Annotated in this window: 4 protein-coding genes; 2 read left to right on the forward strand and 2 right to left on the reverse strand. The window is 39.7% G+C overall.

All coding sequences use genetic code 11. The annotated features are described in order from the left end of the window. Both IM477_RS03510 and IM477_RS03515 read left to right on the forward strand, forming a co-directional pair. The coding region (locus IM477_RS03510; RefSeq protein ID WP_287730544.1) for a Uma2 family endonuclease at positions 1-254 on the forward strand (254 nt) is incomplete at its 5' end. Positions 255-498: 244 nt separating this feature from the next. After that, entirely contained in the window at positions 499-2,550 is a 2,052-nt protein-coding gene (locus tag IM477_RS03515) for an FAD-dependent oxidoreductase (protein WP_287730545.1), read from the forward strand. Between the two features lie 92 nt (positions 2,551-2,642). Here IM477_RS03515 and IM477_RS03520 read toward each other — a convergent pair whose 3' ends face one another. Then, the gene (locus IM477_RS03520; protein ID WP_287730546.1) at positions 2,643-6,518 is read right to left on the reverse strand and encodes a non-ribosomal peptide synthetase; all 3,876 of its coding nucleotides are present in this window, start codon (positions 6,516-6,518) and stop codon (positions 2,643-2,645) included. Then, positions 6,515-12,895, reverse strand: a complete 6,381-nt coding sequence (locus IM477_RS03525) for a non-ribosomal peptide synthetase (protein WP_287730547.1) — start codon at positions 12,893-12,895, stop codon at positions 6,515-6,517. The genes IM477_RS03520 and IM477_RS03525 overlap by 4 nt, the downstream gene beginning before the upstream one ends. Positions 12,896-12,906: the final 11 nt, after the last annotated feature.

A 12,906-nucleotide genomic window follows, 5' to 3' on the forward strand; every position in this document is an offset into this window, starting at 1 on the left:
AAGATCGAGACAAGTTCCCGCCTTTGTGTCCCGATTTTGTGATTGAATTACGTTCTCGTACCGATTCTTTAACCTCTTTACAGGACAAGATGCGCGAATATTTAGCTAGTGGTTTACGTTTAGGTTGGCTGATTAATCCGCAACAGCAGCAGGTGGAAATCTACCGACTAAATAGCGATGGGGAAATTATTAATTTACCTGCTATTTTATCCGGGGAAGATGTGTTACCCGGGTTTGTTTTGAATTTAACTTAGGAAGGATTACAGGGAATAACAAAGGGAATGACACCGAATCAGGCTATCTCTATTTTGTCAAGACATTTCCAGAAAAGCGATCGATTGTCAGCTTGGCGGTGTATAATCTCTCAAAAGCAGGCATCAAGCTACAGAGTTCTCAATATCGTCCACAAAAAACAATCAGGATTTCAGGAACAGATTCTCTCGCTACTGCTTCAAAGAAAGAGGAAACTCTCAGTCACAACATTGATATTTGTCAATAATGTCACCTAAAATTTTCAATCATCACTTTACTCCTCTTAAATCCCTCTCTCTGGGATTATTTCTCCTGCAAGCTTTCACTCCCCTCACCCTAGCAGCCCCCCCGCGAGAACTGGATCAAACCGTCGGCTGTGATATTCTGGTGGTGGGTGGTGGTTTAGCCGGTGCCGGTGCGGCCTACGAAGCTTTATTATTAGGAAAAACCGTCTGTTTAACCGAGATTACCGACTGGGTGGGGGGACAGATATCTTCTCAGGGAACCTCCGCATTAGATGAAAGACGAACACAAAGAGAAAAATTATTTTTCCCGAAAGGTTATCTAGAATTTAGGGAAAGAATTAGAAAGCATTACGGGAAACGCAACCCCGGAGAATGTTGGGTAAGCGGGTCTTGTTTTTTGCCTTTTGATGGACATAAATTATTATTTCAACAGTTAGAAGACGCTGCCAAAAAAGGCAAAGGAACCCTGAAATGGTTTCCCACCACGGTAGTCAAAGAATTAAATATTGAAACTTTACCCAATCGCGGTACCGGTCAACAGATTACCAGTGTAATTGCTATTCAACATAGTCCCGCAAAAGGTACTCCTCCCCTAAATACCGAGTTTTTGTCGCAAAAAATGGAGGATATCTATCGCTACGAAAATTCTCCCCGTTTTGATAAGAAAATCCTCCGTTTTGTCCCCAAATCCTCCCAACCGAATCAATTAGCAGATTGGTATGTGATTGAAGCGACCGAAACCGGGGAAATAATCGGATTATCAGATATTCCCTACCGTTTAGGTGTCGATAAGCGCAGTTATCTCGAACCTTCTTCCTCTAGCGTCACTGGCGACCCCTACTGTACCCAAGGCTTTACCTATACCTTCGCCATGGAGGAAACAGAAAAACCACAAACCCACGAGAAACCCGTTTATTATGAACGCTATGCCCCCTATTTTAGCTATGAATTGCCGCGATTAGCCGATTTTGACCTCGTTTTCACCTATCGTCGTATTTGGAGTCCGCAACTGGGTAAAGAGAAAACCTTTGGGGGAATTACTTTTACCGAACCCCTACCGGGGGATATTTCCATGCAGAATTGGACCTGGGGAAATGATTATCGTCCGGGGACTGCGAAGGATAACTTTATCTACACCCGTGAACAGTTGCAACAGCTAGGACAGTTATCTCCGGGGGGATGGATGGGAGGATTACGCACCGAAACCCTCGCGAGGGGCGAAGAACACGCCATTTCCTACTATTATTGGTTAGTAGAAGGAACCACCGATTCCCAGTTAGGGGACGGGGTAAAAGTTCCCCATTTGAATAACCGTTATCTCTCCGGTTTTGATTCTCCCATGGGTACTGCCCACGGTTTGTCAAAATATCCCTATATTCGGGAAGCAAGACGGATTATCGGTCGTCCTTCCCTGACTTTCCCCGATGGTTTTACCGTCACAGAAATCGATATTTCCCGACAAAATTTTCAAAGCGATTTCTATCGTCAAAATCTTTCCCCAGCAGAATATCGGCGCTTAATTGCCACCTTGGCAGGATTAGAGGGATTTTCCGTACTTGATGGCACATTATCCCCCGATCAGGCCGTTAAACGCAAGCGATCGACTATTTACCCCGATTCCGTCGGTATCGGTCACTATGCGATTGATTTTCATCCCTGCATGACGGAACATCCCCCCGAAAAACCGGGTAATACAGAAAAAGCAGGAGAAAGACAGGGACAAGGGCAAGCTTACCCCTTCGAGATTCCTTTAAGGGCTATAATTCCCCAAAAAATCGATAATTTACTGATAGCGGGGAAAAGTATCGCCCTTAGTCATATTGCCGCGGCCGCCTATCGTGTCCATTCCTTCGAGTGGTCCTCTGGGGTAGCTGCCGGCATCACGGCAGTGTATGCTTTAGATAATAATGTACTGCCCTATCAATTAGTAGAAAGTGATTTTCTCATCGGCAATCAACAACTGCGAGAATTACGGCAAAAAATCGACGCTAGTGGTAATCCAACTATGTTCCCCGATGCCTCAATTTTCCAGTCGATGGATAATTGGTATTAATTAGGGTTTGCTGAAAAAACTTTTTCAGCAGACCCTAGGTACTGCTCATCCATGTCTCTCAGATTGCCCGATTTCGTCCCCCCCCTCAACGGTTACGACTTTTTTGGGTTGAGAATACTATTAATAATCAGAGCGTTTTTGGGAAGATAAGGAGGATCAATCATTTCACGATGAATACCAGTGGCATAATGATTGATTCTTTCCCCTTTTGTTGCTTGTGTCCAATCATCTTGAGCTTCATAGTTTCCCTCAGCACGAATCAAATGAATAGTCCCTTGAATTTGTACATTTTTTAAGTCAGAATTCCAAAGAAAATTAAAGTATTCCCACACTTGATTATAAGTGCGATTGCGGAGTTTTTGATTCTCTAAAAAGTAACCTCTTAATTCCTGACGTTTGGGATTTAATAAGAAAGCATCAACCCCTTCTTGAATCTCTGACATATCAGCTTTTTTAGCCTCACGTCCTCCTCTGTAAGTATCCAGTAAAATGACATCAGAAACAACTCTCCCTCGACTTTCTAATTGTTGCGCCATTAACATCGCTAAAAATCCGCCGGCGGAATGTCCCATTAATTTTATATCTTGATTCTGAGCCAAATCCTCAATTAATTCAGCGTATTTTTCTAACATTAATTCATCGCTAATATACCGGAAAGTATAGAGAGCATAATCCGTTATATACTCTGCTAAATTGGCATAAGCAGCAGCGAAACCAAGGGCGGGGGGAAATAAAAAGACGGCTTTTTTTTGCTCCTTATTAAACACCACATAAGGACGTTCTTTCGGTTGAATATTCATCTCCTGAGCATAGATAATATAATCGCTTAATTCGGCTACTGTTGGCTTTTCATAAATCATTGATAAAGGAATTTCTATGGCCATTTTTTCATAAATTAAAGCCATAAGATTCATAGCTTGTAAGGAATGACCACCCAACTCAAAGAAGTTATCATTAACCCCTATCTTGCCAGCTTGTAGAAGTTGTTGCCAAAGGCTTACTAAGATAGTTTCCGTTGAATTGCGGGGGGCTAAATAGGGTGATTCAACTAGAGAAGTCTCATCCGGTATAGGCAATTTATGAACGTCTATTTTCCCATTAGGATTTAAGGGAAAATCCGACAACATGACAAAGGCAGAAGGGATCATGTAAACGGGTAATTTCTGCTGTAAGAAACGACGCAAATCCTGGGAAGTTAATAAAGTATCTTTTCTGATTACATAAGCAACTAACCGTTGATTATATAAGGTATCTTCCCGCATAATCACAACAGTTTGTTCAACGTTGGGATGAGTTTCTAAAACCGTCTGAATTTCTCCTAATTCAATGCGTAAACCTCTCAGCTTGACTTGATTATCAATCCGCCCTAAATATTCAATATTGCCCTCAGGAAGATAGCGAGCTAAATCCCCGGTTTTATATAATTTACCCTGAGCAAAAGGATGAGGAATAAATTTTTCAGCCGTTAATTCAGGTTGGTTGAGGTATCCACGCGCTAAACCCATTCCACCAATATGTAATTCTCCAGCAACACCAATAGGAACCGGTTGGAGATAACTGTCGAGGATATAAACTTGGGCATTAGCAATGGGACGTCCAATAGGAATTAACTGGGAATTTGGCTGACAGCACCAGACAGTAGCATCAACGGCGGCTTCTGTTGGTCCATAAGCGTTATATAATTCACAGTTTAACTGCTGAAAAAATCGTTGATTGAGTTCATAAGATAAGGCTTCTCCCCCGACAATTACTCGTTTTAAACAGTGGCAATCTTTGCTCTTGGGATGTTGCAGAAAAACTCGCAATATTGAGGGAACACAAGTGAAATAAGTTACTTGTTCTTGCACAATTAAATCTATTAAATAATCTATATCTTTATACCCGTCAGGTTTAGCCACGACTAGGGTAGCACCAGATGTTAAAGATGAGAAAACTTCCCAAACCGAAACATCAAAACTAAAGGGAGTAATTTGGAGAATGCGCTCTTCAGAGTTAAGATTATAATTATCAATATTGTATTTTAGAGTATTGCAAATTCCTCTATGAATATTCATCACACCTTTAGGTTTTCCTGTTGAACCAGAAGTGTATATAACATAAGCTAAATTTTCTGGTTTAACTGGAGAGGTCAAATTCTCTTGACTATAATTAGCTATCTTTAACCAATCTGTATCTAAACACAGTATTTCGGGGCAATTTTCTGGTAGAGATTGAACTAAAGATTGCTGAGTTAACAACAGAGAGATAGCTGAATCAGATATCATATAATCCAAGCGCTCAGGGGGATAATTAGGATCCAAAGGAACATAAGCTCCCCCAGCTTTCATAATTCCCAATATTCCGATGATCATCTCAAAGGAACGCTCAATAAAAATCCCCACTAATACTTCTGAAGTTACGCCTTTTTCTTGTAAATAGTGACCGACTTGATTAGCTCGATTATTTAACTCTCGATAGGTCAATTTTTCGCCATCAAAAATAAGAGCTATTGCCTCGGGATTATCTCTAACTTTTTCTTCAACTAACCGGTGCAGACACTGTTGAGGATAAGCAACTTCGGTTTGATTCCACTCTATTAGTAATTGATGCTGTTCTTCAGGAGTTAATAAATTAATCTCAGATAATTTACAATCGGGATTCTGAATTACACTTTTAATAATTTGTAAAAAGTGACCGTTCATTCTGGCGATGGTTTCAGGCAAAAATAAATCTGGCTCATATTCGATCACTAATGTAAGATTATGACTATCTTCAAAGAAGCTCCAAGTCATATCAAATTGAGCCATCCGTGGTTTTAAGGGATAAGGTTGATGTTCCAAACCAGGAATTTTTAAGACAGTTTTGCTTTCTTTACTCAGTAGAGAAAACATGACATCAAATAAGGGATTTCTGGACAAATCACGTTCTAAATTGAGAGCGGATACTAATTTATCAAAAGGATAATCACGATATTCATAAGCATCAAGACAGGTGTTAGTTACTTCCCCTAAGACTTGCTTAAAAGTTACTCCCTCTGGTAATAAAGATCTCAAAGCCAAGGTGTTAACATAAAACCCGATCTGGTTTTCTAAATCAGGATGATTTCGTGCTGAAATAGGGATACCAACTACTAAATCCCGTTGGCCGGTGTGGCGGTAGAGTAATATTTTAAAGAAAGTCAGTAGGGTAATAAATAGAGTTGTCTGATTTCGAGTTGCAAAGGTTTGTAATTGTTGGCTAAGACTCTCACTAAATTGATAAGTGTAGGAAGCCGCTTGAGAAGATTTTACTTGAGGTCGAGGGAAGTCTATCGGTAAGTTTAAGATAGGGGGATGTTCGGCAAAAACCTCGCACCAATACTCATGTTGTTCTCTAACTTCTTCACTTTCTAACCACTGATTTTGCCATGCCGCATAATCTTTATACTGTAGGGTAAGAGGGGGTAATTCAGCTTTTTTTTGTTGAGTATAAGCAGAGTATAATGTAAAGAACTCTTGAAAGATAATATCAAGTGATTGTGCATCTCCAATAATATGATGGACAGTCAAACCAAAGATAAATTCTTCTGACTTAATCTGCACCAATAAGACCCGAATAAGGGGCAAATTTTCTAAACTAAAAGGTAAATTTGCCGAATCTTGAATTAAATCATCTGCCAAGAGTTCAGCATCTTTTTCTTCTATTAAATCTTTAAAAATGATTAACTGTTCTGTGGGGATTTGCTCATGAATAACTTGCTTAATATTGCCCCCAACACTGGTAAAAGTGGTTCTGAGAATTTCATGACGGTTCACCAGTTCTTGAAAGGCTGCTGTTAATATAGAAACATCTAAATTGCCATTAATTCTCATGGCAAGCCTAATATTATAAGCACTAGAAGATTCGCTGATGTGCTGCAAAATCCAAAGCCTTCTTTGACCGTGAGAGACTTGGTAATATTTTTGTTTTTCCAGTGGGTTAATTGAGTCAGATTGTGGTAAGTTGATCATCGTTTTTGTCGGGATTGAATTAATACAGCTTGTTCTTTTAAAGTATTATGGGTAAAAATTTCCCGTAATCGGAGAGAAACTCCAAATTGATTACGGATTTGTGACACTAAGCGCATCGCCTTCAGACTGTTTCCTCCTAGTTCAAAAAATGACTGATTACTGTTACTAACTTCTGCTTCTAATAACTCACCCCAAAGGGAAGCTAATAAAGCTTCTTGTGGATTAAAATCTGGGACTTGGTTAGTTGAGTCAGTAATATTTTCTTCGGGTTTTGGCAAAGCTAGACGATGAATTTTTCCATTAGGTAACAAGGGAAAAGCTTCTAACCGCATTAAAAAGCTAGGCTGCATATAAATCGGTAAGAGTTGCTTTAATTTACCTCGAATATATTCCTGATGAACTGTATCCTCTGCCTGATAATAAGCAATTACGTTTACTAATTCCTCCTTTTTATTAGCCATAACTAAGGCTTTTTCTACTCCCTCAATCCCACTGAGGACATCTTCAATCTCTCCTAATTCAATCCGTACCCCATTTAATTTAATTTGATTGTCACTGCGTCCTATTACTTCTAAAGTTAGATCAGGAAGCAGTCTGCCTAAGTCTCCAGTACGATAAACTATATCCCTCCCCCCATTCAAAGGATTAGGCACAAAAACTGAATGAGTTAAGCTTTCATCTTGATAATAACCTTTTGTTAAATAGGGGGATTTAACGAACACTTCTCCTACTTCTCCTATTGCCCTGGCGCGATTTCCATCAACCACTGCATAAGCGGCATCTGGCAAAGTTTGACCACCCGGAACCCGTTCATAGGGAATATTATTAGGGTTAGGAATTCGATAAAAATGCTTAACAAATGTAGTTTCACTTGCCCCATAAATATTCACAAATTCTGTCTGAGAGCCAAAAATTTGATGCCATTCAGCCAGTTCTTTCACAAATAAAGGCTCTCCTCCTAAGACAAAAATTCGCAAACTTTTCAGGAGATTATGAGCATTAATTAAACCACGCCCCATCTTTAAAAATAGACGCATTACCGAGGGGACAGTGTGTAGTAAGTTAATTTTCCATTCTCCTATTCGCAGTAATAAAAGCTCTAAGTCTTCTCGCTCTGTACTCTCTGGAATATACAGAGTTCCCCCTGAGCATAAAGTCACACAGGTTTCCCTCAAATAAGCATCAAAATTAATTTGAGCAATTTGTAAACAGCGCCAACTTTCATTAATGCCAAATTCCCGTTTTTCCCAATCAATGAAATGACGTAAGCTGCCGTGACTGCCTAAAATTGCTTTAGGTTCACCGGTTGAGCCAGAAGTAAACATAATATAATTAGAATCATCAGCATCCGGCATAGCTAGAAGGGGTTGCAGTTTGCTTAATTGGCAAGGAAACTCTTGATAATCCATGCCATTCCACTGATGATATTGCTGAATTTTATGAGCCTTAACCACTAAGATATGAGGCGGTTTTTCTAATGCGGATAGTTGGGGTTTAATCCCCTCTAAATTCTCAGCCGCAACTAAGATAATTTCGGGGCTAGTTTTAATCATCATGCGTTGCCGGCGCTCCTCGGGTTCATCTAAACGTAGAGGTAAATAGATTCCTCCGGCTTTAAATACTGCCAGCATGGCGATTAACTGACGATAATCTCCCTCTAGGAGAACACCACAAACCTTGTCTTTTTCCACGCCTAATTCTTTTAAGGCATAAGCCCAAAAGTTAGTTAGTTCATGTAATTCTTGATAGCTAAATTTACCCCCTGGATAAATAATCGATGTTTTCTCCGGTTTGGCTTCAACTTGGTCAATAAAATCGTGGATAATAGTACGGGTTTCTAAGCGAGGAATAGGATTGATAAAATTGGCAATGAAAGCGGTTTCTGCCTCCGATAACAAAGAAATGTCTTTGACGGGTTGGGCGGGGTTAGATAGCATTTCATTCAAGAGTTTATCGAAGTGAATGAGACATTTTTTCATCCTCTCCTCTTGGAATAAGTCGGTGTTATAAATTAGCTCTAATCTGAGTTTTTCCTGATCTTCACTAAACACAAAAGATAGATCAAACTTACTGGTCGGGGTCAGGGAATCTAGAGATTTTATTTGTATATTTTCCAAGCCTACAGGTTGATCAAAATTTTGCAGAAGGACTAATATATCAAACAAGGGAGTGCGGTTAATTTCTCTAGAAACAGCTAATTTTTCTACTAAAATATCAAAGGGATAATCGGAATGTTCTAAGGCTTCGGTAACGGTTTGACGAACCTTTGCGAGTAGATTTTTGTAGCCTTTTTCGGGTTCAATTTGGTCACGAATAACTAAGGTATTGAGAAATAAACCGATTAGAGATTGCAGTTGAGGATGGCTTCTGGTGGCGATTTCTGTACCAATAGTAATATCATGTTGACCACTGTAGCGATACAGTAATATTTTGACAGCCGCTACCAATGCCATGAATAGGGTTATTTCGTTTTCTTGACAAATTTTTCTTAATTTAGAAATCGTTTCTCGGTCAAATGTCCAGCTTAAATGAGAACCCTTAAACGTCTTTATTTGGGGACGTTTAAAGTCTGTCGGTAAGTGAACTCTGGTCAGTTGTCCATTGTCCAGTTTTTGCCGCCAGTAATCTAGGTTTTTGGGATTATTTTCGCTTCTTAAAAGATTATTTTGCCATCCTGCATAATCTTTATATTGTATCGGCAATGGCTCTATACTAGGCTGTAATCCTTTGGCTAAATCAGAGTAGTATTGTAAGCATTCTTTAGCTAACAAACTCATTGACCAACCATCACAGATAATATGATGAATTTCTAACTCTAAAATATATTCATTCGGAGATAGTTTATAAATCTTAGAGCGCACCAGGGGACTTTTCTCTAAGTCAAACGGTTTTCTCTCTTTTGCAATCGTTTCTAGGATTTCTTCATCAGGTTTATTTGTCCAGTCTTTAAATTCCCAATCAAAAGGACGATTTTGCAGGATTTTCTGTTGTGGTTCACCGTTAATTAAAATGAAAGATGTCCGCAGGGATTCATGACGGGAAATCAATAATTGTATGGCTTTTTCAAAGACATCTGGACTAAAATCTCCTGCTATTTTGAGGGTGGAAACAATATGATAAGCTACATTATTGAGATCCATCTGTTGCAAGACATAGAAACGTCTCTGAGCATGGGATGTTTCGTAGGTTTCCTGTGCAGATACAAGGGGAATAGTGGCTACCGTCAGAGGGGTAACAGTGCTTAATAATGCTGCTTGTTCAGCAATGGTAGGATGGGCAAATACTTGTTTAATGGGCAAAGATTGCCCTAACTTTTCCTGAATTTTACTCACTAGAGAAATAGCTTTTAAGCTATGTCCTCCTAACTCAAAGAAGTTGTCACTAACCCCTATTTTGGATACCTGAAGAACATCTTGCCAAATCTGAGCTAAGAGGCTTTCTTTTTCATTTCTTGGGGCTATATAAGCAGATTCAATAATTGATGTCTCATCGGGGATAGGTAATTTTTTCCTGTCTATCTTGCCATTGTTATTTAAGGGAAAATCCGACAACATTACAAAGGCAGAAGGCACCATATAAGCGGGCAGTTGCTGCTGTAAGAAACGACGCAATTCTCCGATACCTAATGAGGGGGATTTCCTGACTATATAAGCGACTAAGCGTTGATTTTCTGAGGTATCTTCTCGCAAAATAACTACGGCTTTTTCCACTTCAGAATGTGTCTCTAAAACTGCTTCTATTTCCCCTAATTCAATCCGTAATCCCCTCAGCTTAACCTGATTATCAATGCGCCCTAAAAATTCAATATTGCCCTCTGGAAGATATCGAACTAAATCACCAGTTTTATATAATATACCCGAATTAAAAGGGTTAGAAATAAATTTTTCTTGAGTTAATTCCAGACGATTGAGATAACCCCGCGCTAACCCCAAACTGCTAATATGTAACTCTCCAGGAACCCCAATCGGAAGCGGTTGTAAATTCTGATCTAAAATATAAATTTTTGTGTTATAAACTGGCTTACCAATAGACGGGGATGGGGGGTTTCCTTCTTCATAGTCGGGAACTAATCCTGAAGTAGTTACTACTGAATTCTCTGTGGGTCCATAATTATTAATAAGCTTAAAAGGCATTGATACTGAAGGGTAATGATGGAGTTTATCCCCACCCGTTAAGATAATTCTAAGGGCTATATTTTCATCCCATTCTAAAGATAAAATCTTCTCAACTAGGGGAGTTGGTAAAAAGCTGACGGTGATTTCTTGGGCAATTAACCAGTCTCGCAAGTCTGGGGGAGATTGCATGATTTCAGGTTTAACTAAGACAAGACTCGCCCCCGCCGTTAAACAGGGCCATAACTCCAAAACCGCAGCATCAAAAGCGATTCTTGCTAGTTGAGTGGTTTTGTCTAAAGGCGTAATTTCAAAAGCGTCTTGATACCAACAAATTGAATTCATTAACCCTCGATGGCTAATTAATACTCCTTTGGGTTTTCCCGTTGAACCTGATGTATAAATAACATAGGCTAAATTCTCAGGAGTCGTTAGATTGAAGGGATTTTCTGGACTATAGGTAGCTATCTTTTCCCAATCCCTATCTAAACACAGTAACTCGGCCCCAGTTTGGGGAAGAAAATCCCCTAAAGATTCCTGAGTTAACACGAGAGAAACCCCCGAATCTGAGAGGATATCCCCCAAGCGCTCGGTAGGATAATCCGGATCCAAAGGTACATAGGCTCCCCCGGCTTTTAATATCCCTAATAAACCGATGACCATCCCTAGGGAACGCTCCATAAAAATCCCGACCAAACTTTCTGGACCTACACCCTTATCTCGTAAATAGTGAGCTAACTGATTGCCCCGGTTATTTAACTGTTGATAGGTTAATTTTTGGTCTTCAAAAATAACCGCTATTCCCTGCGGATTCTGTGCAACTTGTTCCTCAAATAATTGATGTAAAGACTTATCTAAAGGATAATCTGCCTCGGTATTGTTCCACTCTACTAATAACTGATGTTGCTCTTGTGTTGTCAATATAGGTAATTGTGTTACCCGTTGCCGAGTATCAGTAACAATCCCTGTTAAAATAGTCTGTAAATGTCCTGCCATCCGTTCAATCGTATCCTGAGTAAAACGGCTAGTATCATAGATTAACTGAATCAGTAACTCCTGTTTAGGAATAGCAACCACCGTCAAAGGATAATTAGTTTCCTCAAAATTCTCCACATCCTTAACCCTTAAGGATTGACGAGAATCTCTCGATAACGCTTCTCTGGGATAATTCTCAAAAACGACCAAACTCTCAAACAGGGGAACCCCCGGTGGAATATCACTTAATCTCTGTATTTCAGCCAGAGAAACATAAGCATAATCCTGAATTTCTGCTTGCTTTTGCTGTAATTCCTGTAACCAAGATAGCAATAAATCTGATTCTCTGATGGAGACTCGCAGCGGCAATGTATTAATAAATAATCCTACCCTATGTTCTACCCCTGATAAATCATGAGGGCGACCAGAAACCGTAACCCCAAATAAAACTTCTGACTCCCCACTATAGCGACTGAGAAGAATCGCCCAAGCGGCCTGTACTAGAGTAGATAAGGTCAGATTATGCTTTTGCGCCAAAGATTGCAGGTCTTTGGAGTGAGAAGCCGATAAATGACAGTTATACTCTTTATAAGTCGGCTTACCTTCAGATTTCATTAACTGGAGTCTGTCCACCCTCAGGGGGGTGGGAGTCATAAACCCTTCAAGAGTTCGCTGCCAAAAACTCTCAGCAATAGATGGGTTTTGCTGCTGTAACCAAACAATATAATCTTGATAAGGACGCGGCAAAGGAAGATGATAACTTTTCCCTTGAATACCTGCCTCATAAAACCCTAAAACTTCTTGATAAATAATAGGCATACTCCAACCATCCAGAATAATATGATGATGATTGCAGAGGAATTTATAAGTTTGGTCCGATAGTTGAATCATCAAGCAGCGCATTAAAGGAGCAACTTTGAGTTCAAACCCTTGTTGACGCTCTGTTTGTAACAATAAATCTAAACGTTGTTGTTGCTCTGTGGGGGAAAGATTGCGCCAATCTTGATAATCCCAAGGCAAATCAACCTTTTTTCGCACAATTTGCAGAGGTTTTTCCCGTTTTTCCCAAAGAAATAGAGTCCTTAATACCGAGTGACGCTCTACAACTTTTTCCCACGCTTGCCTAAAAACTGTAAGGTTAATTTCTCCCTCCAGAGTAATTAGAGTTTGACTACAATAAATCCCTGAATCAGGAGTATAAAGACTATGAAAGAGCATCCCTTCCTGCATGGGGGAAAGAGGATAAATAGACTCCACATTTTTGGCGGGTTGATTTTTTGTATCTGCCATGAAAGATTCTC

The sequence above is a fragment of the Microcystis sp. M090S1 genome, from assembly GCF_020246295.1.
Taxonomy (GTDB): domain Bacteria; phylum Cyanobacteriota; class Cyanobacteriia; order Cyanobacteriales; family Microcystaceae; genus Microcystis; species Microcystis aeruginosa.

Coding starts and splice junctions, on each gene's coding strand:
- IM477_RS03515 (WP_287730545.1), top strand. CDS start 499: ATGTCACCTAAAATTTTCAATCATCACTTTACTCCTCTTAAATCCCTC.
- IM477_RS03520 (WP_287730546.1), bottom strand. CDS start 6,518: ATGATCAACTTACCACAATCTGACTCAATTAACCCACTGGAAAAACAA.
- IM477_RS03525 (WP_287730547.1), bottom strand. CDS start 12,895: ATGGCAGATACAAAAAATCAACCCGCCAAAAATGTGGAGTCTATTTAT.